The organism is Amphritea balenae (assembly GCF_003858655.1).
Lineage (GTDB): Bacteria > Pseudomonadota > Gammaproteobacteria > Pseudomonadales > Balneatricaceae > Amphritea > Amphritea balenae.
Genome location: NZ_RQXV01000002.1, coordinates 241,856 through 266,629, shown reverse-complemented (window position 1 = coordinate 266,629; position 24,774 = coordinate 241,856). Strand labels below are relative to the sequence as shown.

Genomic DNA, 24,774 nt, shown 5'->3' with positions numbered 1-24,774 from the left:
GGGTTCTGACAATTAACGCTGCATACTGCTTTCTAGTGGCTATATTCGACCCGGTTTTTCAGGCCGCCACGTATATGGCGCGCATTGTAACAGAATGAAACCCAGCAATGGTAAATTATCAGGACCTGAGAAGAGACCGATAAAAGGCCAGTTCAGCGTCGAGACTATCAACCTGATTTTCACTTGAACGAAAACCATGCTGTTCATCAGGATAGAGGTGATATTCAACCTCAATGGCATTTTGCTGTAGAGCGGCAACCATGCGTTCAGTCTGATCTGGCACCACCACTTTGTCCTGTCCCCCCTGAAAGAAGATCATCGGACAATTAATCTGATCAGCCGCCAGTAACGGGCTGCGACGCTGGTATAGGCTTGCATCGGTATCAGGATCACCTATCAGCCAGTCAAGATAGTGACTTTCAAATTTATGTGTATCCCGGGTCAGGGTCATCGGATCACTGACGCCGTAATAGCTGGCGCCGCCACGGAAGCGGTCACTGAAAGCCAGTGAACACAGGGTAGTATAGCCACCGGCACTACCGCCACGGATAAACAGATTATGGCTATCGGTTGCTCCATTCTTAACCAGATAGTCGGCTGCGGCTACGGCATCTTCCACATCACTAACGCCCCACTGCCCGGCCAGCCGGTGCCGGTAATCCCTGCCATAACCTGCACTGCCCCGGTAATTAAGATCAACAACAGCAAAGCCCCGCTCGGTCCAGAACTGGATCTTGGGATTAAATACAGGATAAGTAGTACCGGTAGGACCACCGTGGGTAAATACCAGTAAAGGCGGCTTTGTATCACTCCCAGCAATAAGCTGAGGCAGATAAAGAAAACCATGAGCAACTTCATCAGCAGCAACCGGATAGCAGATAGTTCGCGGCAAGCTAACCTTTTCCAGCCCGCTTATCTCCTTATTCCCCGACAGTACTCTAACCTGCGCAGCAGTTTCAAAACCGGGTGTTATTTCGAGAATCGCTGGAGTCCGGCTTTCACTGTTGGCTATGCAGTAGATTTTTCCTTTATAACAGCAGATATGGCGGAACAATGAAAACTCTGGAGCTAATAAAGTAACGCTCTCTTCAGATTCCAAATCACTATCGATTAGCCGTATCCCGAGATAGCCCTTACCCTGCTCTAAAAAGCTGGCCACCAACCATAACGCCTCATGACCCTCTGCTGTCCGCTGGTTCATCCAGTCCCAGGTCGACACTCCCAGCTGCCACTGGGCGATACCGAACTCAGCCTGTGCAGGCCATACCCCTTCAACCCCTGATTCATCAGAGGGGAACCTGAGCCTGCTATCAACACCGCCACCCTCCTTAAGATAACGGTATAAATTCCACCAGCCATTATTATCAGAAATAGCGCTTAATGAGCCATCCGGCAGGAAACGCGGCTGCTGTAATGATTCAGTCATTAATTCGGTTAAATGACCTGCACCGGCGACTTGATCCTCATTGATGACCGATCCATCATTACTGAGATTCGCTAACGACAAGCGGGTATTCACCCAGGGCATATGAGGATGGTTCCAGCTGATCCACGCCAGCTGATTACCGCTGTTATTCAGGCAGGGAGAGGCATAGAAGTCCTGCCCTTCACTCAGGCAGGTAATGACACCGGATTGCAATGCGATAGCCACCAGTGAGTGATCCGGTTGCGTTGGGTCGGCAGTCGCTTTTTCCTGTACCGCAATAATTCGCTGCCGCTGGGGATCATAGATCAGATCACCGTAGCGACACTCCCTTTCATGGGTTAACTGTACGGGCTGTAATTGAGGCTGTGGAGACTCTCTACTACCGATCGATTGTAGCCAAATCTGCTGATCAGCACCGTTAACGAAGGCAAACTGATATTGAGACGCCTGCCCTGACAAACACCCCAGCAGACACCAACTTTTACCGCCGTATTCGTAGACCCGGCTACGCACAGTAAAAGGCTCGGGTGTGAGGTCTTGCAACTCACCCTGCCAGTCACGCAGACAGAGTACCGTGCGGCCTTTATCCTCTGGGCGAAACTCCACCCAGAATAATCCGGCCTTACCGGCCACCAACTGCCCCTGTTCTATGGAACCCGCTACGGCATCTGCAGCACTGAAAGCGGAATCGAAAAAGCCATACTCTGTCGTCATGGGGCTCCCACCAATTTAATGACTAGCCCTTACAGAATACTCTGGAATTGCGTTCGTTGCGGAATACCGGTTCAGTATGTTCTGCACTTTCAGCTGCTTGCCGGGCATTCAGGATCAGATCATGGTGCGGAGACTTAGAGCACACCGGGTCGGTATTGTTGGCATCGCCGGTCATCATAAAGGCCTGACAACGGCAGCCTCCAAAATCTTTCTCTTTCTCATCGCAGGAAGCACAAGGCTCTTTCATCCATTCATAACCACGGAAATGATTAAAGCCGTTGGACTGGTTCCAGATCTGCTCGATACTCTGCTCGCGAACATTGGGAAACTCGATCGGCAGCATGCGAGCGCTATGACAGGGCAGCGCAGTGCCGTCCGGTGTTATGGTCAGGAAGACCTGGCCCCAACCGTTCATACAGCCTTTGGGGCGCTCTTCATAATAATCCGGGGTGACAAAGATAATCTTGATCGGATTACCCTCTTTCGCCAACCGGTCGCGGTATTCATTGGTAATCCGTTCGGCCCGCTCCAGCTGCGCCCGGGTCGGTAGCAGGTCATTACGGTTCTCATAGGCCCAGCCGTAATACTGACAGGTCGCCAGCTCGACATAATCGGCCTGCAGCTCAACGCAAAGTTCAATAATACGATCTATCTGATCGATATTATGCCGATGGGTAACAAAATTGAGCACCATCGGATAGCCCTGAGCTTTAACCTCTTTAGCCATCGCCAGTTTCTGACGAAACGCCTTACCGGAACCGGCCAGCATATTATTCACTTCCGGATCGGCGGCCTGAAAACTAACCTGGATATGATCCAGACCGGCATCGTGAAAATCTCCGATCTTACGTTCATTCAACCCCACACCAGAGGTGATCAGGTTAGTGTAATAACCCAGTTCCCGGGCGCCACCGATCAGCTCTACAAGATCCTGGCGTACCAATGGTTCGCCGCCGGAAAATCCCAACTGGGCAGCGCCAAGTTCCCGGGCCTGAGCGAAGACATCCAACCACTGCTGCGTGGTTAGCTCTTCGGTCCGGTTGGCAAAATCCAGAGGGTTAGCGCAGTAAGGACACTGCAGCGGGCATTTATAGGTAAGTTCGGCCAGCAACCAGAGGGGTTGACCATGTTGCGGGACGCTACCCAGCGAAGGCTGGGCGTTACAAGGTGATCCAGAGTTGCTCACGGGCTTCTCCTAAAAAATGCAGGATGTCGCCGTCAATTCCTTCAGCGTCAGGAAACTTTGCCTGCAGTACTGCAATAATATCAGCCACACTGCGCTGACCATCCACCTGTGCCAGAATCTCGCCAGCAGCACCATTCAGTTTAACCATCCCTTCAGGATAGAGCAGAACATAACAGTCCTGCGCTTTTTCCCACTGCATACGAAACATGGTATTCAGGGTCGGTATCAGTGAAGTGTCAATTTCACTACTGGCTTGTTGAGCGGAAGTCATGCGAACAGACCTCTGTGATAGACCTTCTCATCGGTAACCGTGTGGTACGGCGGTCGTTTAAGCTCATAAGCCATGGTCATCGAATCAAGCATACTCCAGAGTACATCCAGCTTGAACTGCAGAATATTCAGCATCCGTTCCTGCTGTTCGCGGGTCTGGTAGTGATCCAGGGTGATCTCCAGGCCATGTACTACGTCGCGACGAGCCTCGGTCAGGCGGTTACGGAAATACTGATAGCCATCTTCCTTAATCCAGGGATAGTGAGTCGGCCAGGTATCCAGACGATTCTGATGAATGGTTGGGGCGAACATCTCGGTCAGAGAGGAGCTGGCCGCCTCTTGCCAGGTCGAGCGACGGGCAAAGTTAACATAGGCATCGACAGCAAAACGTACACCCGGTAATACATGCTCCTGCGACAGGATCTCTTCCCGGGTCAGACCAACCGCTTCACCCAGCTGTAACCAGGCTTCAATACCACCTACAGCACCGTCATAGCCGTCATGATCCAACACCCGCTGTACCCAGTGACGGCGTACTTCACGGTCCGGACAATTAGCCATAATCGCGGCATCTTTCACTGGAATAGAGATCTGATAGTAAAAGCGATTTGCTACCCAACCCTGTATCTGCTCTTTAGTGCACTTACCGTCATACATATCGATATGGTAAGGATGCTGGGTATGATACAGCGCACTCTTGGCACGTAGCGCCTGCTCAAACTCTTCACGGCTCATCGGTGGCTGAAGTTCTTTAACTTGTGCATTCATCATCACAACCTCTATTACAGTTCTATGCTCATTCCGTCCCAGGATATTTCGATACCGTGAGCCTCAACTTCAGCTCGTTCCGGCGAATCTTCATCGAGGATAGGATTGGTATTATTAATATGGATCAGAACTTTCCGGGGCTTATCTAAGGTATCCAGAAATTCGATCATGCCAGCCTCGCCAGTCTCTTCATTACGAGACTGCGCCAGGTGGCCCATAGTGACACCCAATTTATCGCCGACTCCCGAGGTAATCAGCTCATCATCACGCCAGATAGTGCCGTCAACCAACAGACAGTCGGCATCGGTCATAATAGGCTCAAGATGAGGTTCAATCTGGCCAAGGCCAGGGGCATAGAACAAGGTTTTACCGCTGCGGGTATCTTCTATCAGGATACCTATATTATCCCCCGGATGAGGGTCATTGCGATGCGGTGAATAAGGGGGAGCACTGCTGAGCAGAGCCACCGGGGTTAATTTCAACTCCGGTACCTGAGGAATAACAAAACTGTTATCGGCTTCGCCCACCGGAATACGGTTGCGTTTGATGCCACCATTCCAGTGTTCCAGCATTTTAAACACCGGGAAGCCACTGGTCAGGTCCTGATACACCATATCAGTACACCATACTTCGTGGGGACAACCCTCGCGAAGCATCAGTAACCCGGTGGTATGGTCGATCTGGCTGTCCATAAATACGATGGCGGCAATACCGGTATCCCTAATTTCCCGATTCGGTTGCATCGGTGCAAAGTCAGCCAACTGCTGACGGATATCCGGTGAGGTATTAAACAAAATCCAGTCTTCTCCATTAACACTCACGGCAATAGAAGACTGAGTACGAGCTTTCGCATTGAGGGTACCGGCACGAAAACCGGCACAGTTGCGGCAATTACAGTTCCACTGCGGAAAACCGCCGCCTGCAGCAGAACCCAGAATCTGAATTTTCATTGTTATTATTATCTTGTCGATGGCTATGAGGAAAAGCAAAAAGCCCCGCCCGAAGGCAGGGCTCAAATGCTTAGCGGTTAGCGAAGTACATTGTTACTTCAAAACCGATACGCAGATCTGTGTAGCTAGGTTTAGTCCACATAGTGATAACCTCTTTTGTTATTAGATTAATGAGCCTTAGTGACTCAATCCATAATAGAAAGGCAGACCCATAAGCCGTATGGTACTTTGGAACTAAAACCACTCCTGTTTTAGTCGCATAAAAAAACCGCCAAATGGCGGTTTATTCGTATTAGACCCAATAATCAATCAGTTACACGGCCACGCAAAGCCTTGGTCTTACCATGTTTAGTTTTACTATCCATACGTTTTCGCTGCGAAGAACGACTAGGTTTAGTTGCTCGTCGGGTTTTCTGCACCACCACTGCAGCTTTAATAAGCTCCTGCAGTCGTTGTAATGCATTCTCACGGTTCTTTTCCTGGGTGCGGAACTGTTGAGCCTTAATGATCAACACCCCCTCTTTGCTAATGCGAGAGTCTTTCAGTTGTAAGAGCCGCTCTTTATAAAACTCAGGTAATGAGGATGCCCGGATATCAAAACGCAGATGTATGGCTGAAGAGACTTTATTGACATTCTGCCCCCCGCTACCCTGAGCCCGAATCGCACTCAGTTCAATTTCATCGTCTGGAATTGATACAGCATTTGAGATAATCAGCACGGTATAACCTTATTTAGTAACAGTACTGATTGTAACAGTGACCAGTGATTCTGAAAGGGTTCAACTTAAATCATGGGGATGTTTGCGTAAAAAAAGTGCCATTTTGGCGTCGGTTTTAACCAAATGATCGATCACCCACTCACGCGCCAGACTGATAATTTCAGCATCCAGTTGCTCATGAATCTGTTCAGGCGTTACTTCCGTATCGCCGGCCCCCATTACATCCTGGATCCGGCTATAAACATTTTCGAGGTGCTCGACGATATTCTGATGTTCAATCTTATGATCAGCATAATAGGGGTACTTAATTTTAACCTGAATAACTTCTTCGCGGGCAAAATGCTCCCGGGTGTAATCGACTAACTGTCGAAAAAACACCGGCAAAAACTTTAAGTTTTCCGGCTTACTTAGTGCTAACTCTACAGAATTAAACAACGCAATCAGATACTTATGATCCAGATCGATCAGATCATTACCAGTGGACAGCTGCATTTTCCAAACAACAGGCATGCTCGTTTCCTCACAGGAGATACAGCGAAAATAGCTGCTTATTCAAATCATCTGGCAATCACCAATTAGAGTCAAACAGGTTCAGTTTCAGAGACACCATTTCGGGTAACAGAACCCGGCTTATCCGCATTTTTAAGCCGCTCAGCCCTTGCCTCACACATCCATAATTCAAAAAACTGGAAATTATTGCGTCCTTTCTGTTTGGCTTCATACAAAGCCATATCAGCAAATTCAAGTAATTGCTCTTTATCCTTACTGTCTTGCGGACCTAAGGCGATCCCCAGGCTGGTAGTCATTGATAGTTGTTCACCGGCAACCAGAACCGGCTCGGCAATCAACTTAATAACCCGTTCGGCAAGATGCGCTGCTGCAACCTCAATATCTTCATGGACGACAAGAACAACAAACTCATCACCGCCGATACGGCAAACCAGGTCAGTAGTTCTGACCAGATCATTAAGCCTGCGGGCAACACAGATCAACACCTGATCGCCTACACCATGTCCGTATGTATCATTTATATCTTTAAAGCGATCCAGGTCCAGATAAATAAGCGCAAGCTGCTGCCGGGAAGGGTACCGACTAATAACCGCCAATTCATGCTCCAAACGCTCACCCAGTAACCGTCGGTTAGGCAGATCGGTCAGAGAATCGCTCTGAGCCATATGCTCGAGCTCCTCTTCAACCGCTTTGCGCTGACTGATATCTGAAAAGGTACCTATATAATTTTCGATCTCACCATTTTGATTACGATAGCAGGTTACCGACAACGCCTGAGGATAAAGCGTACCATTTTTGCGCCGATTCCAGACTTCTCCATGCCACTCACCCAGCTTTTCAATACTGTTCCACATATCCCGGTAAAACTGTTGATTATGATGACCGGACGACAAAACGACAGGATCTAAACCTATCATCTCATCCCTTTCAAAACCGGTAATACGGGTAAATGAATCATTAACCTGAATAATTTTATTCTTCGCGTCCGTTAGCATGATGCCTTCATGGGCCGCTTCAACAATTCGTGCACTCACCTCTAGTGACCGTGCATTCTCTTTAAGTATTTGATTCTGGTCTTCAATATCTTTCTGGTAATGGCTAAAAGTCTGCCTGATCCACCGCGAGTAATGCCTGATAGTCAAGAGAGCGACCGCCAGAATAACCAACAGTGTAATGATTAACTGACCATTATCCTCACCCGACTGCTGTGCCAGCGACTCTCGCTCATGGTCCAGCATAGCAAGGCTTGGGTCGTTATAAGTACCGGCAACCAGTATCCAGTCCCACACCGGGAGAGGCTTTATGTAAAGCAACTGATTGACTGAACGGGAGCTGTCTTTGAAGTACCAGTCGGCCCGATAAAAGCCTTCCTCTTTAATACTTTTGAGCAGATGGCTAACGCGATTACGATCTTCCGGAGCGTACAACTGTGAATAATGCATGGCGGTAAATTGATCGATACCCTGCCCTCCGACCAGAAAGCCGTTACGATCAATAATTGAGATATAGCCATCTTTACCAAACTGAATATTTTTAATATGGCGAATGATATCTTTCTGCAGATCTTGCTGAATCTGATAGACATAGTCACCCGCCCCCACTAGCCAGTGGTAAGGCTCAAAATGACCAATATAAGTTATCTTATCCTTCATTACCTCTCGGTTACCCGGCGGATACCAGCGGTAGCGGGCATAACCATAACCCTGATTTGAATTTATAATTTCCAGGAAACGACGTACAAAATAATTACCCTGATCATCTTTCAGGTCATACATCGAACTACCTTCGAGGTCCGGTGCCGGCGGCAACAACTGGCTTTCACCTTTGCTGTTGCCAACAAAAACATACCCCCGACCATTAAAAAATCGAACCTTGCGAAGCGACTCTAGTAACAGCTGACGTAGCTCTGCGTCTGCCATGGTTTCATGATGTTGGTCATAGATCCCCTGCATCACGGCCAGTGCTTGCTGCACCTGATCGCGGGACTCATCCATTAATACCTGTTCTGCCTGCTGATATTCAAGCTCGGCAAAACGTGCCGCATCCTGAACTTCTACCTGCAGACGTTGATTGATCTGCTGCTCAATTGCATTCTGAAGGTTTACCAGGCGGGATTGACTATTTAAATGGCTGGACACAAAAAAGTAACTAACCAGTCCGGCTAAAATCAAGATAACCAATGCCAGCACTGACCAGAGCAAGTATAAGTTTGGCTTTCTATTTTCCTTGGCGAACGACATGACCTAACCCATACCGGTACAAGTATTCCCGAACAAAAATTACGGGGCCTGAAATCAGCTTAAACCTGAATTAGTCAGAATACTGTTTCGATCTACCCAAGATGACAGGTTGAAGCAGGTATTTATTACGTAACCAGTATGAAAATAAAGTGAATACTACGGAGACATGACAACTGAGAAAAGTACCGTCATTGCAATAAAAAAGACGGCCAGAGGCCGCCAAAGAACACCGACAAAACCCGGTACAGCAGGCTGTACCAGCTGCGGAGTGCAAGCCAGCCGTGAAAAGCCAGTTGCGGTGCGAATCTCCAAAACGACAGATGGAGACAGATAAAAAGGGGTCGCCAAGCGACCCCAACTGTATCAGCGGAAAAACGTCAACAGAAAGGCTTAGAAGAAGCCCAGAGGATTGATATCGTAGCTAACCAGCATGTTCTTAGTCTGCTGATAGTGGTCCAGCATCATCTTGTGAGTCTCACGACCAACACCTGATTTCTTATAACCACCGAATGCAGCGTGAGCAGGATACAAGTGATAACAGTTAGTCCATACACGACCCGCCTCAATGCCACGGCCCATACGATATGAAAGGTTCATATCACGGGTCCATACACCGGCACCCAGACCAAACTCTGTATCATTAGCAATCGCCAGTGCTTCAGCTTCATCCTTAAAGGTAGCCACTGCGACTACAGGACCGAAGATCTCTTCCTGGAATACACGCATTTTGTTATGGCCTTTCATCAGCGTAGGCTGAACGTAGTAGCCAGAATCAAACTCACCACCGTTGGCATGTGCATCACCACCGATCAGGAACTCAGCACCTTCCTCTTTACCAATTTCCATGTAAGACAGAATCTTCTCAAACTGCTGCTGAGACGCCTGTGCACCGACCATAGTGTCAGTATCCAGCGGGTTGCCACGTTTAATCTGCTGCGCACGCTCAATCACTTTAGCGATGAATGAGTCGTAAATATCTTCCTGAACCAACAAACGTGAAGGACAAGTACATACTTCACCCTGATTGAAGAATGCCAGTACCGCACCTTCTACAGCTTTGCTGACGAACTCATCTTCCTGATCCATTACGTCATTAAAGTAAATATTAGGTGACTTACCACCCAGCTCTACAGTCGACGGGATAATATTGTCAGCCGCGCACTTAAGGATGTGCGAGCCTACCGGTGTAGAACCGGTAAAAGCGATCTTAGCGATACGGGTACTGGTTGCCAGTGCTTCACCGGCCTCTTTACCGAAACCGTTAACCACGTTCAGTACACCTGGCGGCAACAGATCACCGATAACTTCCATCAGTTTCAGGATAGAAACCGGAGTCTGCTCAGCAGGCTTCAGTACGATACAGTTACCGGTAACCAGTGCTGGTGCCAGTTTCCAGGCAGCCATCAACAATGGGAAGTTCCAAGGGATAATCTGACCGACCACACCCAGCGGCTCGTGGAACTGATAAGAAACAGTGTTCTGATCAATCTCACCGATTGAACCTTCCTGCGCACGGATACAACCCGCATAATAACGGAAGTGATCAACACAAAGTGGCACGTCTGCTGCCAGGGTTTCACGTACGGCTTTACCGTTATCCCAGGTTTCAGCAACAGCCAGCAGCTCAAGATTCTGCTCAATGCGATCGGCTATTTTAAGCAACAGGTTAGAACGCTCTGTCACCGATGTAGTACCCCAGGCAGCTTTAGCTGCGTGGGCTGCATCCAGCGCCAGATTAATATCTTCTTCAGTAGAACGTGGGATTTCACAGAACGCCTCACCGGTAACCGGGGTCGTATTCTGGAAGTACTGACCTTTAACCGGGGCAACCCACTCACCACCGATGTAGTTTGCGTAACGATCTTTAAAAGAAACAACGGAACCTTCTGTTCCTGGCTGTGCGTAAATCATTTTTCCAAGCCTCTTTTTTGTTATACACCGCACTTTGCGGGCTGTTTTGACTACCCGTTTATAGTAGTCAGAGGCGATGGGGTAGACCTATGCTCCCTTGGCACTGAAAAAATACTTATTTAGTAGTAGAACTGTCAGCTTCAAACCAGTTAACTGTCATGTTTTAAAACGGTTTTAAACCAATTTATCCGTCAGTAATAGCCCTGCCAGAGTCCACATCATAATGCATACTAAAACATCCAGAATCCGCCAGGCCAGCGGCTTTTGAAACAATGGCGCCAACCAGCGAGCACCTAAACTCAGCGTAAAAAACCAGATAAATGAAAACAGCGCGGCACCTGCACCAAACCAATAGCGTCCGGCTTCAGGGTAACGTCCTCCGATACTGCCTAGCAGTACAACCGTATCCAGATAGACATGCGGGTTAAGCAGGCTTAACGCCAGTGTGGTCAGCAGCGCCGATCCCAGACCTGTAAATCGGTTACCTGTCACTTCTAAGGTTTCACTGCGCAATGCAGATTTAAGCGCATTGGCGCCGTACCAGATCAAAAAACCGGCACCCGCCCAGGTAATCACCGTTAACAGCAATGCTGACTGGCTTATCATCATCCCCATGCCGGCAATTCCCAGCATAATCAGCAACGCATCTAACAGACTACAGACACCCGCAATTGGCCAGTGGTACTCGCGCCTGACCCCCTGACTTAAAACAAAAGCATTCTGAGCACCGATCGCAATAATCAGACCTGCACTGGTCGCCACTCCGGTAAAAAAAGGCGCTGGTAAAGCTAACAAAGACATAGTGCGGTTTTCTCTGGTTTCACTAACAAGGTTTGCAGCTTAAGCATTGGCTTTAAGTTAGTAAAACTAATAATATTTAAGATACATTAATTAAATTAATTTCATTGCTAAATTACCAATGCAACAACGCTTCTAAGGACTGCTATGTTAGATCATCGCCAGCTACAGGCATTTGCAACAGTTATTGAACTGCAGAGCTTCGATAAGGCAGCCCAGCGCTTATTCCTGACACAATCGGCTATCTCGCAGCGAGTTAAACAGCTAGAAGAAAGTCTGGGGCAATTGTTAATTATACGTAGCCAGCCGCTTCGGCCTACGAGCGCCGGACAGCAACTGATGAGACATTACCGTCAGCTTGTGCTACTGCAAAATGAGCTGCTGACGGGTCTTAGTGATGCAGCAACACAGGGTTATACCAAGCTGGCTATTGGTCTCAATGCCGATAGCCTGGCCACCTGGTTTTTGGCGGCAATGGAACCCTTGTTTCAGCAACAATCAATACTGCTTGAATTGCGGGTCGATGATCAGGATCAGACCCATCATCTGCTGCGTCAGGGAGAAGTTATCGGCTGCATCAGTGCCAGTGACAAACCGGTCCAGGGAGGAAATTGCGTACCTTTGGGTACCAGCCGCTACCTGGCACTGGCCAGTCAGGAGTATATCAATCGATACTTTGCGACAGGAATAAATAAGCACAGCCTTGAGCAGGCCCCGGTGGTTGAATTTAACGAAAAAGACGAGCTACAAGACCGCTTTCTAAGCACTTACTATCCTGATGTGGATGACTATCCGCGCCACAGAATTCCTTCTTCAGAAGGCTTTACAGAATTGATTTGTCGTGGCCATGCCTGGGGCATGGTGCCGGAGATGCAGGTAAGCGAACTTTTGAAGAATGGTGAAATACAGCAGCTCAATAGTTGCCAATATCTGGAAATCCCTCTGTACTGGCACAGCTGGAACCTGGCATCTGATATCGGTCAGAAGCTAACCCGACAACTGGTTAACTTCTGCCAGACTCATCTTGATCAGCCTGCTATATAAACGCCCTGAAGGCATAAATTATGCTGAAAAATCTCATTTTGATTCGCACTCAGGAACAAGCTATCAGCCTTATAAAAACCATTTACTGACGATCTTTATAACCTGTTTTCATCGCGCTGATTAACGACTCCTTATGCACAATACTGGAGAAAAGAACCCCAACAATATGTAAAACGATCAACATAATCATCAGGTTAACAGATAGCTCGTGGACCTCTTCCCAGATTCCACCATCGCCCAGCCCATCATGATCGTGATCATGCTCTTCATCAGAGTCGGCATACACCGGGCTGATCAAATGAATCTGAGGAGCATTAGCAAGAGGCCCTTTGCCCTCTTCCAGCGCATAAAGCTTCATGCCACTGAACGTAATCAGGCTTAGCATCAAAATAAACGCCACCACCATCAGCCCTCCCAGAGGGTTATGTCCAAAATAACGATCAGCTTTACCAGACCGTAATTCCATTACATAGACTTTCACCCGACTCAGGCTGGGGACAAAATCGGTAAATCGTGCGTACTTGGTACCAAAAAATCCCCAGACTACTCTGGCAGCAGTCAACACAGCGATAGCATAGCCCGAATAGGCATGCAGGGTTTCAAACTCTTCCGCGGTCACATAACTTATGACAAAGAAACTCACCAGAGACCAGTGAAATAAACGTACAAACTTATCCCATACATAGACTTTATCGTGCATACCCTACCCACATTTGTTTATTCCCTGAACTACAACGAAAAGCACAACCCAGAACCACAAGCCAGAACCACAAGCCAGAACCACAAGCCAGAACCACAAGCCAGAACCACAAGCCAGCATCAGCAAAAGCAGAATCATAAGAAGCTGGATACTGTTTTATGAAGCGATACTCTATATGTTAACCTAGCCGTGACAATCGCCCCGTTAACTCATTTTAATAATTGTTAAGTAATGTAAAGCACTATTCAAAGCGTGCTTTCAATAATTACTGCTGTTGAAAACGATCCGGTCGCAATACCGGCATATTCAGGATATTACCTTGCTAAGCTATCGCCACTCATATCACGCAGGCAACTTCGCCGATCTGCTAAAACATATCGTACTGGTTGAGATCCTTGAACACCTGACCAAAAAAGATAAACCATTCGATTACATTGACACCCATTCGGGTGCAGGACTGTATGATCTGAATTCTGGCCGGGCAGATAAGTTAGCAGAGTATCTGAATGGTATTGGTAAGCTGACAGCATCAGACTGGCCGGAACTGGAAAACTATTTCTCAGCCATCAACGCCTGCAATACCCAGGCGGATTCCAATCTGTATCCTGGCTCTCCCCTGATAGCAGCAAACTATTTACGGGCAAAAGACAGAGCCTGGCTGTACGAGCTTCATCCGAGTGATTTCAAACTACTGCAACAGAACACCCGCGGTAATCGTCGTATAAAAGTAATGCAGGAAGACAGTCTGAGCAACGTACTAAGCTTACTGCCTCCGGCATCCCGTCGAGGTCTGTTGCTGATGGACCCTTCGTACGAGATAAAAAGTGATTATGAACAGGTCTTCAATGTCATTAAAAGCGCCCATAAGAAGTTTGCTACCGGGACTTATGCGCTTTGGTATCCGGTGGTAGAGCGCCAGCGGATCAATCAGTTAGAGCAACGCTTTATTAAGAGTGGCATTAAGAATATTCAGCGATTTGAACTGGGGCTAAATGCTGATTCTACTGAACACGGCATGACATCTTCCGGCATGATTGTGATTAACCCCCCCTGGATGTTGTTTGAGAAAATGTCCAAGCTACTACCACGGCTTTGTCGGGCGATAGATGAAAACGGAGAAGCGTTTTCGAAGTGTGACGTACTGGTAACCGAGTAATTCGATTAAGTAACTTGATTAAGTAACTCGATTAAATAACCGAGTAACTTAATTGTTAAAAGCAGAAAAGGAGTCCAATGACTCCTTTTTTACTCTCAACTATCAGGGACGCTGCGAATAAGTGACATTCAGCAAAAACTAATGCGTCACTGATGCCCTATCTCTGGAATCATCCTTCACTGGCTTCAGCAGGTCCAGCAACTCCAACAGGTCTTCCTGCATCTGTAACAGCGTTTTTATCCCATCTTTCATGGCATCCCGTTTGCCTAGCTGCTTTAGCATCATTAATTGCTCTGCATGCCGGTGAAGCTCCCGATGCAAATCCTCTACCCGGCTATAGGGCGTCAGGTTTCCAAACACCCGGCTCCCTTCACCATTAAGCCAGCTATCAAAACGACAGGCATTAAAGTCCAGCAGCGAATAATCTGAATTTTCTTCAAGCATATCGATAATATTAGCAACCCATGATCTATGCTCTATCGCCGCTATTCGTATCTGGATCTCATTCCTGTCGCAAACAGCACGATCTAGCCAACTCGATGGCGGCTGCCACTGACTGATCCAATTGGGAATTTCATCTGCAGGCATAGGCCTGGCAATGGCGTAACCCTGGGCATAATAACAACCCAGATCAAGCAGAAACTTACCCTGTTCTTCGGTTTCCACGCCTTCGGCGATAACCGTTCGTCGAAATGCCTGGGCTAAGCCTAAAACGCCTTCGAGGATAGCAAGATCATCCGGATCGACTAACATATCCCGAACAAAGCTCTGATCAATCTTCAGGGTATTGACCCTGAGATGTTTAAGATAGGTTAAAGACGAGTAGCCGGTTCCAAAGTCATCTATCGATACCTTAACCCCCATCTTTCTACAGTCTCGAATCACCTGGGTAATCTGCTCTATATCCCTCAGTGCACTGGTTTCAAGAATCTCTATCTCCAGATCAGATGCGATTACTGTAGGAAACTCCGATAATGAATACTGCAGAGAGGCAACAAAATCCGGCTGCTGTAATTGTTGCGCGCTAACATTAATACTCACAGGTATTTGTAACCCCACACTGCGCCATTCGGCGATCTGCTGCATCGCCATACGTATGACTCTGTCGCCCAGCTCTATACCCAGTTGCTGGTCTTCAATATGGTGCAGAAAACTATCTGGCGGTAACATCACCTGATCGCCCTGTTGCCAGCGAATCAATGCTTCGACACCGATCACTGTGCCCTGCTGCATATTAACTTTAGGCTGGTAAAACAACACAAACTCATCATTCAAAAGCCCCTGACGAATCCGTTCGATACTTTCATGCAATCCCCGCACTGCGGTATCCTTAGCTGTATCGAAGAAATGGTAGCGGTTTTTGCCTGCCAGCTTAGCCTGGTACATTGCCTGGTCTGCCTGCCGTAATAGCTGGTCCGCATCAAGGTCTTCAGCCTGCGAGTAAATAGTGACTCCCAGGCTTGCTGTGACACTGAGTATTTGCCCCTGATCGACCACTTCCCCAGCGACCGACTTTAACAGTCTCTTCAACAGAGGCTTACATTCGGCAACTTCAGAAATATCCTGTGTAACGGCAACAAATTCATCACCACCCAGCCGGGCCAGAGTATCACCCTCTCTGAGACAGCCTTCCATCCGTTCAGCGACAGCCTTAAGTAACCGGTCGCCAACATCATGACCATGACTATCATTCACTTCTTTGAAGCCATCAAGATCAATATATATAACCGCCAACGAACTATGATGACGTTGCGTTTGACCCAGCGCCTGTTGCAACCGATCACCCAACAAAATTCGATTAGGCAAGCCCGTCAGTACATCATAATGAGCAATATGGGTCAGCCTCTGCTGCTGTTCTTTGAGCAGTGTGATGTCCCGGGCAACAGCCAGAACAGTGCTGACATTGCCATCACTGTCCAGATCCGGCGTCAATTTCCAGTTAAAGAATTTGCGGCCAAGCGGTCCATCAAGGTCAAACTCAGTTTCAGCGAATGAGCCGCTGTTAAAAGTCAGTTGTATGGCCTCGGTCAGTTGCCGGCATTGAGTTTCAGAAAAGCCAAGTTCGCTACAGTTATGACCTATAAACTGGTCAGCCGCAAGGTATGAAGCGGTACTGATATTATCCGAAACAAACAGGAAACGGCCTGTTTCATCGAAACGCATAATAATATCCGGCAATGCTGCAATCAGGGAGCGCTGATCCTGCTCACTACGCAATAACAGGGACTCTGCTGTTTTTCTATCGGTGATATCCGTGTGGGTACCCACCAGTCTGCGCGGACTGACTTCATTGCCTTGTGCATCATGGGCAAGCTGCGCCCGGGAAAGGACTTCTACCCAGTGCCCATCCTTATGCAGCATCCTGAATTCAACATTAAAGGTCGATTTTTTACCGTTAAGATAGTCTTCTACGCTCTCTAATATGTGATTTTTCTGCTGTGGGTCGACCAACTTAGCCCAGGTATTTATATCCGCCCCAAGCTCATCTTCCTGATAGCCAAGCATCGATTTCCAACGGGCTGAGTAATACACCTCTCCGGATTCAAGATTCCAGTCCCAAAGTCCATCATTAGCCCCTTTGAATGCCATCTCCAGACGTTCCTGACTGGCAATTAACTGCTGTCTTGATTGCTTTAACTCAACAGCCATCTCAGTCAGGGAGGATTGAATGACACCCCACTCATTATCCTGAGCCACAGGAGCGCTATAGCTTTCTCTATTCTGAATGGCATGTATCAAACTAAGAATATGACTTAAGGGTGCACGGATGTTACGTCGAATAATCCGGCTCACAAGCAGCAAAGTGATCAAAGCAATTAACAGTGAAATGCTCAACACTTTGGCGCTGGAACTTTCAATAATCGCACTGATATCGTCCTGTACCAGCGCTGCCCGCTCAAACGCCTGCTCATCTAACAAACGCATATTATCGAGCAGTGCCAATCGACTTGTTCTGGCCGCAGCAACTGACGTTAACAACTGACGATCTGCGTTCAGGTAACCTATCAGGTTCTGTCGATAGTCCGTCAACCCCTCTTCTAAATACAAGCTGGTATAAGCAATTTCATCCGTTGATGCAGTCAGAGTTTGCAGCCGTAACCTCATATCGTCCACGAGCTCAACTACGTAGTTATTCGTCTCTTCTGCCGGGTTATTGATCTGTTCCGCCGTAATCTTACCTATTTCCAGCTGGGTTTCCCGTAAGCCCGCCACCAGTACCATTAACTGATCCAGATAATTTACAGAACGGCCTAACAAGGTTTCGCGGATAAGCGCTTCAGCGATTACCTGCTCCAGATCACTCAGGTGTTTAGAGGTCTCCCTGTCAGACAAATGCAGCTTTAGCAGTTGTTCATTAAGCGCCTGACAGCGATTAACGAGTGACTGTGTCACCTGATTAAACGCCTGAAAGGCATCTAGAAATACGGGGGAATGAATACGGTTTGTCAGTTGTTTAAGGCTATCGGTAAGTCGAGGGCTCTCACCAGCACTAAATGATTCGCTGTAACAGCTACGGATATAATGGTCGATATCAAGAAATTGAGCGGATATTTCCCGGTTCAGCATCGCATTACTGACCACCATATCCATCTCAGTACTCACGGTTTCCGCAGACAGTTTCTCTACCCGCAAGAAACCACCATTTGCAACCAGAGAGATAGCTGCAAAAGCGATCGCGTTTAGTACCGCTAAGGCTATTAGCTTAGATGCAATGCTTAAGAAAGGGTGGCGCATATCAGTATCTGGTTAAGGCTGCTGACGAACCAGGGTAGCACCCCGTAACACCAGGGGTTTTAGCGGCACCTCGTTATGATCCAGAGCACTCACATTTACAACTCGCTCACCTTTAGAGTTGGTCAATACGGGAATATCAGCAACCGCCTTACCCTGCATTGCCTGCAATAGCATTTCAGCGGCGGTCTGCCCCTGCTCCTGACCGGTTTTTACCACGGCGGCCCATGCACCTTGTTCAACCAGATAGCGATTTCCACCTAATACCGGACCTTGATAGGCAGACCGGAGATGATTCTGAACTTCACGACTGTTCAATGCTTTATTGTCAGCCCCCTGAATCCCCTCAAGACTATCGACAAACAGAGTGTCACAGTTGTTATTCAGCTCAGAGGCCAGGTCAACAAGCTGACTAATATGACTGATCAGATAGAAAGTCCCCACACTAACAGGGTACTTTTGTTGTTCTATCGACACCTGATTACGCAATGCTCGCCCGGAAGGAACATCATTAGTCATAAAACAGGCGGTTTTAATATCGGGGATCAGTTGTTTGGCAAAAGCTAACGACTCTTTAACATGCGCCCGTTCTAAAACCCCGGAAATATGGCTGTTCGGAAAACCATATTTCTCCGCTTTCGAATTGACTCCGGCAAACATTATAGGAGTCGTGGTCTGGTCTTTCAGGCTTGGTACCACAAACATTGACTGAGCATTGTCGTCAACGCTGATAACCCCGGCAGGTTGTAATTTGCTGAATAAAGCAGCAGCCTGCTTTGCTTTATCAGGCCCCCCTGCCCGATCCACCTTGGTGTTCATGTAAAAGTAGGTCAGATCAGAATTGGCGCCCAATATCGACTCGATGCCTTCCCGAATTTCCATACTCCAGGGATTATCCTGCTCATAACTCATTACGACTAAAACTTTATAGGGTCCGGCACAAACGCTCATCGCCAGACTACCCAAAACTGCGCCCGCAAGAATTTTAGCAAAACAACTTTTCATGACTTTTCCCTACTACAGCCAGCTAAACATCCACTAACATTACAGCTGAGCCAAGCCTGAAACAAGAAAATTACGTACTACATGTATTCAAAGCCACAGAATGCAGGCACATATCATATTCAAACGCATTTTTTATCATATAAATCTGTTTGCATGCAGATTTTGTGATCAGATTAAAACAAGATTTAGAAATTCGAAGATGTTACTCACCCCCAATATGCGGCGTCCTCAATTACCCTATTTCATCTATCTCTGATGTTTTTAATATAAAAAAAGGAGCCATAAGGCTCCTTTCATAACGTGTTAACCCTAAACAGGTAAACACGGATTTTTTGATAACATAAGCATTATGACTTAGGCAGCTTAAAGGTCCAGACCGAACCACCCTGGTTCAGGTGCTTGACCCGCTTAGCTACTTCACCACCCCAAAGCGGTACTGCACCACCCCAGCCAGACAGAACAGACAGATACTGTTCACCATCCTGCTTCCAGGTAATTGGCGAGCCGACGATGCCTGAGCCGGTATTGAACTGATACTTCAGCTCACCCGTCTTAGCATCAAAGCCTTTCAGGTAACCTTCTGGTGTTCCGATAAATACCAGATTACCCGCCGTTGCCAGTACACCACCCCAAAGCGGAGCATAGTTCTGGTAACGCCAGACTTCTTTACCCGTCTTAGGATCCATAGCCCGCAGCACACCTATATGGCTGTCATGTAGCGGTGTAATGGTGAAGCCTGCACCCAGGTATGCGGCACCTTTCTTATAAGCAGTCGGCTCGTTCCAGATATCCATCGCCCATTCGTTTGATGGTACGTAGAACAGACCCGTATCCTGACTAAAGCCCATCGGCATCCAGTTCTTACCACCCAGGAATGAAGGCACTGCACGTACTACCGAGCCTTTCTTTCCATCTTCAGATGCGCTTGGGTTACCCGGACGAATCTCATCGTTGTACAAAGGACGGCCATTTTTATCCAGACCTTTAGCCCAGGTAATCTCGTCTACAAACGGGAATCCACGAATGAAATCACCGTTGGTACGGTTCAGGACATACATATAGCCATTACGGTCAGCGGTTGCGGCTGCCTTAACCGTTTTGCCACCCTCTTTATAATCAAAAGAGATCAGCTCGTTTACACCATCGTAGTCCCAGCCATCATGCGGGGTGGTCTGGAAATGCCAGACAATCTTACCGGTATCAGGATCGATCGCCAGACGAGATGAGGAGAACAGGTTATCACCCGGACGCATGTGGGAGTTCCAAGGCGCAGGGTTACCGGTACCGAAGAACAACAGGTTAGTATCAGGATCGTAAGTACCGCCTAACCAGGTAGCGGCACCACCACTCTTCCACAGATCACCAGGCCAGGTCTGACCTGGCTTACCGCCGGAAATACCGTTCTCAACTTTCTTACCGTCTTTCCAGATATAGCCCATATGACCTTCAACAGTCGGACGGCTCCAAAGCACCTTACCGGTTTTTGCATCGTAAGCTTCTACCTTACCAACGATACCAAACTCACCACCTGATACACCGGTGATGATCTTACCGTCTACAACCAGTGGCGCTGCAGTAATCGAGTAACCCTCTTTGTAATCAGCGACTTTCTTTTTCCACTTAACCTTACCGGTTTTAGCATCCAGTGCGACCAGCTTGGCATCCAGTGTTCCGAAAATAACCAGATCGCCATACAGCGCAACTCCCCGGTTTATTACATCACAGCACGGCATAATGCCATCAGGCAGACGCGCATTGTATTCCCATAGCTCGTCACCGGTATTCGTATCGATTGCAAATACCCGAGAGTATGAGGCGGTCACATACATAACGCCATCTTTCACCATCGGCTGGGACTCTTGCCCCCGCTGCTTTTCGCCACCAAAAGAGAAAGACCAGACCGGACGCATATCTTCTACGGTATCGGTATTGATCATATCCAGCGGACTATAACGCTGTCCACGTGGGCCCAGACCGTTGGATACTACATCTTCGACTGTCATTTGATCCTGCAGAATATCTTTATCGGTTACACCTGCCTGTGCAACACCCGATACAGACATAGCAGCTACCAGCGCTGTTACAGCAAAACTGCCGCTGAATTTCTTCATTGCATTGCTCCTTAATTAAGGATTGTTATTATTTTTTGACTCTCTGAAAGGGCTGGAACGTTATTCCAACCCCATTGATATTTTGAAAATTTGACCGCTCAACAGCAATTAAACTGGGGAAGGAGTTTTATACTTACTTAGTAGTAATACCTTGCCAGAACCTGGATTAAGTGGTCGTAGTGAAATGAATAAAACCCCGTTGCTCCAACTCGCTTAACAGGTCAAACACTTTTGTCTCAGTAATATTTTTTAGCTCAGGCAGCGAGGCCAGAGACCGGGCTATCTGAGCGGTTTTACAACTGCCATCGCAGGCCTGGAGTACCGTACGGGTAAAACGATCGGGAAAAGTTACCTGATGAGGCGCTTTCAGTACCCAGCGATCATGCTGACCATCAAAGTACAGTCGGCAATCGCAGCTAAGCACTGGAACAAGCTTCGGAATCTGCTCCTGTAATACCGCTGTCATCTGAGTCTTCCCTCTCTTAATTGTTTCTTTAGCCGGACAGATTGGCACCGCTAAAACAGGACTATTCAATCTCCTGATACAACCCTGGTAGCTCATAACGCAGGCCGTAGCTGGTGTAGATCTTGTCCATCTCACCGCTTGTTACCAGTTGATCAACCACCCCTTCAACCGCATGGCTTAGTTCGCGATAGGTCTGCTTTACAGCCATTCCTATATCCCATTGTTGTTTGCCCATCATAGGGAAACCATTTTCTGCCAACTGATACTGAGAGTTTTCAGCTTCACTGAGTAGCCAATCGACTTCTGCGCGCATGCCCATGACGGCATCAACCTTACCTTTAGTCATGGCTAAAAAAGCTTGATGCACATTGGGGTAGTGACGGGTATTTTTGCGCATCCGTCCGGCAAAAGCAGAGGTCATATAAAAGTCGGGTAAACTATCAATCTCTACACCAATAGGGTGATACTGAAACACAGCAACGGTACCGACGCGGTCAAGCTTTTTGCTATCAAACGCTACCTGCCATTTTTCTCGCTGATAGGGACCAAAGAGCACCACATGTTCGTTAATCAATAAGCCTAAGCTGTCCCGTTTAAATGAATATTCACGGTCGTAAGGCACCCGCATCATCACATCGGCAAGATGCTTCATCGCCAATGGATTATCCGTATCTTTATCCAGATAATGACCTTTCCAGACATTGTTGCGCAGATCATCTTCAAGATTTTCATCGGGGGTGATCCAGTGCACTTGCATGGTCACCCCAAGTTCCTGGGCGATACGTCTGCCGATCTCTATATCAACACCGGATGCAACACCATCCTGTTCGAAAGAATAGGGAGGAAAGTCTTTATAGGCTCCGATTGTGATAACACCACTGGCAATCACATCATCGTAATATCGAGCCTGAGCGGTACCGACCCAGCTAAGAGCCAGTACCAGAATAGCGATAAGAAAACGCATGCGCGCCTCCTGTTACTCAGCCACACTAACAGTTTCTAACCAGGCACGAATGGCCCACAGCGCTTCCTGGCTCAGGTGTTCGGACATTTTAGGCATATATACCCGGCCATCACGTACGGCGCCGTTTTGTACCCGGTAGCTATACCACTCGTCGCCATCAATACCATCTTCGAGATAGCGAAGATCTGGAGCAATGCCACCGGAGATCGCTTCCAAACCATGGCAACGGGCACAGTTCTGCGTATAAGCAGACGATCCTATCGCCACCGCAACATCATGCTTCTCGTAATCTTCGCGGTACGGGTTCTCCTCTAACCACTCATCACCCAACTGCATCAGCTCTGTGGTATCGATAGATTGTGGCGTCACATCTCCGTGTGCCAGAACCTGCACAGACATCAGCATAGACAGCGCACCTGCTGTGACAATACTCAGAGTTTTGGTTGGCTTAATCATTCACATCACCATTTTTTATTAGAGTTTTAAAAACCTTCAGCCCCAACGAATCACATCTATTCACGGGTACTTTGCACTTAGGGACATAATAAAACGGTAAGGTAAAACGTCTGAATTCTACTTTGGCTCTGAAAAAGCAGTACCTTGGTACTAGCCTGGCAAGTGGAGTCAGGTGACTCAGAAGAGAAAATAAAAAGAAGACAGTGTTCAGGTTTTAAACCGTCCTGCGGGATCAGAATTCATCAGCAGGATGAGATCAACCTGGCGCCGGGTTCCGGTTTTCTCAAATATAGACTTGAGGTAGCCGCGGGCAGTTTCGTAAGAGATCCCGGCTTCAATTGCAGCAACTTTCAGCTCGTTGCCATTCATCAGCTGCTGAGTGAGCCTGGCTTCGCTTGCGGTCAGCCGATAAGCGGATTGCAGATAATCTACGCTCAGAGGCCGGCTTTGCTGCACGTCTTTTATGATCAGAATCGCGGACAGATCCTTAAACTGCGACCGGTGTTGGGCGGTAGCCGGCATCAGAATCAAAAACAGTGAACTACAGCCGGTAAGCTGTAAACGAATCGGAATTTCCCTCGCCGCCCCGACCTGCGCAAATGCCTGATTCAGAGCCATCATTAACTGCTGCTGATCGCTGCTATTGATAGCCGTCAGCCTGCCTTGCTGAACTGCCAGGCCAGCTGTTTTATCGATATGAGCCAAAGCAACCGAGTTACTCTCCAGAACCCGGCCAAGCTGACCGAGCGCTATTATGCCATGCCCCATACTTTCCAGTAGTTGCTCTGCATTACGCAGTCGATATTGCAGTTTTTCAAAACTGCCGGACAGCTGTACTGCTTTACACAGGTGACGCGCAAGCAGAGTTTGCAGCTCCATCTCCCGGCCACTGTATTGGCCGTGAGCTGCTGAGCGTATCTGGGTAAAACTGACGTAGTGATCGCCATCGGCAATCAATACCCCACCGGAAGTATGATGAAAATCCTGCGGTCTCATCCACTCCTGATAAAATTCGGTACTGTAATAATAATCCGGGTCCTGATGTATCTCGTTAAATAGCTGCTCCGTGAAAATTGTGCCTGGTTGCAGAATATCTTCATCTGAAAAAGCAGGATTCACTAAACCATAGTACTCACTGTAACTTTGCAGCCACTCATCGCTGACCCCCAGAAAGGGAATCGGAGTCATTACCCCGGTGGAGATATTCTGGATAAACAGCCCTGCGGCAGTCGAGGGAATAAAGCGGTTAATCAGCGCCAGTGCATCAGGCCACTGATCCGGTTGAATCGCTGCCTGATAAATAGATTCAATGATCTGGTTAAACTGCCTGTTATCCATTTCAGTCGACCCGATATAGCTCTAAAATCCTGTCCAAAACTGCGTAGAACAGACCGCGATGTTCATTAAGCTTTAGCTCAACCAAACCGCATATTCAAACAAAAATCACCACCTTCAATCGACAAAGTAGCACGTAACAGACCCTTTTAAGAAACAATTGTAGTTTTTTTACAATGCCATCTTATTGATATAACACCGTATTTTTTCAGGTAGCAGATTCACCCCCAATTGAGGGGAGGAGAATACTCAAAATGTGACTAGTATTAACGAACAAGCTGGAGCCAGCACAATCGTCGTAAATTAGGATTAA

The 24,774-nt window shown here is 47.8% G+C and carries 21 protein-coding genes; 2 read left to right on the top strand and 19 right to left on the bottom strand.

Features of this window, described 5'->3' with window-relative positions; genetic code table 11:
* Positions 1-118: 118 nt before the first annotated feature.
* The 11 genes from EHS89_RS05445 to EHS89_RS05395 form a co-directional block, all read right to left on the bottom strand.
* A complete protein-coding gene (locus EHS89_RS05445; protein ID WP_124925115.1) occupies positions 119-2,140 on the bottom strand; it encodes an alpha/beta hydrolase family protein in 2,022 nt (673 codons plus the stop codon).
* A gap of 22 nt (positions 2,141-2,162) precedes the next feature.
* Positions 2,163-3,326 (bottom strand): pyrroloquinoline quinone biosynthesis protein PqqE, encoded by a 1,164-nt coding sequence (gene pqqE / locus EHS89_RS05440; RefSeq protein ID WP_124925114.1) that lies wholly within the window; start codon positions 3,324-3,326, stop codon positions 2,163-2,165.
* A complete protein-coding gene (pqqD, locus tag EHS89_RS05435) occupies positions 3,301-3,597 on the bottom strand; it encodes a pyrroloquinoline quinone biosynthesis peptide chaperone PqqD (protein ID WP_124925113.1) in 297 nt (98 codons plus the stop codon). Before pqqD ends, pqqE begins: the two co-directional genes overlap by 26 nt.
* The gene (gene pqqC / locus EHS89_RS05430) at positions 3,594-4,364 is read right to left on the bottom strand and encodes a pyrroloquinoline-quinone synthase PqqC (protein WP_124925339.1); all 771 of its coding nucleotides are present in this window, start codon (positions 4,362-4,364) and stop codon (positions 3,594-3,596) included. The genes pqqD and pqqC overlap by 4 nt, the downstream gene beginning before the upstream one ends.
* Positions 4,365-4,378: 14 nt before the next feature.
* The gene (gene pqqB / locus EHS89_RS05425; RefSeq protein ID WP_124925112.1) at positions 4,379-5,314 is read right to left on the bottom strand and encodes a pyrroloquinoline quinone biosynthesis protein PqqB; all 936 of its coding nucleotides are present in this window, start codon (positions 5,312-5,314) and stop codon (positions 4,379-4,381) included.
* A 70-nt stretch (positions 5,315-5,384) separates the two neighbouring features.
* The gene (gene pqqA / locus EHS89_RS05420) at positions 5,385-5,456 is read right to left on the bottom strand and encodes a pyrroloquinoline quinone precursor peptide PqqA (RefSeq protein WP_063607997.1); all 72 of its coding nucleotides are present in this window, start codon (positions 5,454-5,456) and stop codon (positions 5,385-5,387) included.
* A 163-nt stretch (positions 5,457-5,619) separates the two neighbouring features.
* A complete protein-coding gene (gene arfB, locus EHS89_RS05415; protein ID WP_124925111.1) occupies positions 5,620-6,033 on the bottom strand; it encodes an alternative ribosome rescue aminoacyl-tRNA hydrolase ArfB in 414 nt (137 codons plus the stop codon).
* 60 nt (positions 6,034-6,093) lie between these two features.
* Entirely contained in the window at positions 6,094-6,543 is a 450-nt protein-coding gene (locus EHS89_RS05410) for a bacteriohemerythrin (RefSeq protein ID WP_124925110.1), read from the bottom strand.
* Positions 6,544-6,614: 71 nt separating this feature from the next.
* On the bottom strand, positions 6,615-8,681 hold the full coding sequence (locus EHS89_RS05405) for a sensor domain-containing diguanylate cyclase (RefSeq protein WP_170167418.1): 2,067 nt from the start codon (positions 8,679-8,681) through the stop codon (positions 6,615-6,617).
* A 492-nt stretch (positions 8,682-9,173) separates the two neighbouring features.
* A complete protein-coding gene (gene exaC / locus EHS89_RS05400; protein ID WP_124925108.1) occupies positions 9,174-10,694 on the bottom strand; it encodes an acetaldehyde dehydrogenase ExaC in 1,521 nt (506 codons plus the stop codon).
* Positions 10,695-10,868: 174 nt separating this feature from the next.
* On the bottom strand, positions 10,869-11,495 hold the full coding sequence (locus EHS89_RS05395; RefSeq protein ID WP_124925107.1) for a LysE/ArgO family amino acid transporter: 627 nt from the start codon (positions 11,493-11,495) through the stop codon (positions 10,869-10,871).
* Positions 11,496-11,639: 144 nt separating this feature from the next.
* Between EHS89_RS05395 and EHS89_RS05390 the strand changes: the two genes are divergently transcribed.
* Positions 11,640-12,536: a LysR family transcriptional regulator ArgP gene (locus EHS89_RS05390; protein WP_124925106.1), complete on the top strand. Its 897-nt coding sequence runs from the start codon at positions 11,640-11,642 to the stop codon at positions 12,534-12,536.
* An 82-nt stretch (positions 12,537-12,618) separates the two neighbouring features.
* Here EHS89_RS05390 and EHS89_RS05385 read toward each other — a convergent pair whose 3' ends face one another.
* Positions 12,619-13,236, bottom strand: coding sequence for a cytochrome b/b6 domain-containing protein (locus EHS89_RS05385; protein ID WP_124925105.1), 618 nt, complete (start codon positions 13,234-13,236; stop codon positions 12,619-12,621).
* A gap of 319 nt (positions 13,237-13,555) precedes the next feature.
* On the opposite strand from EHS89_RS05385, the gene EHS89_RS05380 reads away from it, so the two are divergent.
* Complete coding sequence (locus EHS89_RS05380; RefSeq protein WP_124925104.1) at positions 13,556-14,392, top strand: 23S rRNA (adenine(2030)-N(6))-methyltransferase RlmJ; 837 nt, start codon at positions 13,556-13,558, stop codon at positions 14,390-14,392.
* 138 nt (positions 14,393-14,530) lie between these two features.
* On the opposite strand, the gene EHS89_RS05375 is transcribed toward EHS89_RS05380, so the two are convergent.
* The 7 genes from EHS89_RS05375 to EHS89_RS05345 all read right to left on the bottom strand — a co-directional run bounded on the left by EHS89_RS05375 (position 14,531) and on the right by EHS89_RS05345 (position 24,464).
* Entirely contained in the window at positions 14,531-18,127 is a 3,597-nt protein-coding gene (locus tag EHS89_RS05375) for an EAL domain-containing protein (RefSeq protein ID WP_124925103.1), read from the bottom strand.
* A gap of 12 nt (positions 18,128-18,139) precedes the next feature.
* Complete coding sequence (locus tag EHS89_RS05370; RefSeq protein ID WP_124925102.1) at positions 18,140-19,129, bottom strand: ABC transporter substrate-binding protein; 990 nt, start codon at positions 19,127-19,129, stop codon at positions 18,140-18,142.
* A gap of 347 nt (positions 19,130-19,476) precedes the next feature.
* Positions 19,477-21,240: a PQQ-dependent methanol/ethanol family dehydrogenase gene (locus EHS89_RS05365; protein WP_124925101.1), complete on the bottom strand. Its 1,764-nt coding sequence runs from the start codon at positions 21,238-21,240 to the stop codon at positions 19,477-19,479.
* A gap of 166 nt (positions 21,241-21,406) precedes the next feature.
* Complete coding sequence (locus EHS89_RS05360) at positions 21,407-21,706, bottom strand: hypothetical protein (protein WP_124925100.1); 300 nt, start codon at positions 21,704-21,706, stop codon at positions 21,407-21,409.
* A 61-nt stretch (positions 21,707-21,767) separates the two neighbouring features.
* The gene (locus EHS89_RS05355; RefSeq protein WP_124925099.1) at positions 21,768-22,670 is read right to left on the bottom strand and encodes a substrate-binding periplasmic protein; all 903 of its coding nucleotides are present in this window, start codon (positions 22,668-22,670) and stop codon (positions 21,768-21,770) included.
* Between the two features lie 12 nt (positions 22,671-22,682).
* Positions 22,683-23,126: a cytochrome c-550 PedF gene (gene pedF / locus EHS89_RS05350; protein ID WP_124925098.1), complete on the bottom strand. Its 444-nt coding sequence runs from the start codon at positions 23,124-23,126 to the stop codon at positions 22,683-22,685.
* Between the two features lie 207 nt (positions 23,127-23,333).
* Positions 23,334-24,464 carry a helix-turn-helix transcriptional regulator gene (locus tag EHS89_RS05345; RefSeq protein WP_124925097.1) on the bottom strand — a complete coding sequence of 377 codons (1,131 nt, stop codon included), beginning with the start codon at positions 24,462-24,464 and terminating at the stop codon, positions 23,334-23,336.
* Positions 24,465-24,774 lie beyond the last annotated feature (310 nt).